This window comes from Ensifer sp. ZNC0028, assembly GCF_000799055.1.
Taxonomy (GTDB): domain Bacteria; phylum Pseudomonadota; class Alphaproteobacteria; order Rhizobiales; family Rhizobiaceae; genus Ensifer.
Genome location: NZ_JTLA01000236.1, coordinates 1 through 282, shown reverse-complemented (window position 1 = coordinate 282; position 282 = coordinate 1). Strand labels below are relative to the sequence as shown.

Here is a 282-nt window from a genome sequence, read left to right as displayed (position 1 = left end):
GGTCGAGTTCGAGATGGCGGGTGCCGGCAACCCGGCGGCTGGCGGCGACCAGACCGGCCAGACAACCGCCGCAACCGTCGATGAGCTCGATGTCGTGCGGGCGGAAGTGCAGCTTGGCCGGACCGTCGGCTTCGGACGGCGCTCTGAGCCCGATCGGCCGGTCCTCGAACCAGATCTCGCCGTTCTGGAGCGTCACCGACAGGCAGTTCGACTGGCCGATGAAGCCGTAGACGAAGGGCGAGACCGGATGGTCGTAGATCTCGTCGGGGGTGCCGACCTGCT

At 68.1% G+C, this 282-nt stretch carries 1 pseudogene; it reads right to left on the bottom strand.

Annotated elements, in window-relative coordinates:
• Positions 1-282, bottom strand: a pseudogene (locus L981_RS32795) (sulfate ABC transporter ATP-binding protein); the annotation flags it as partial.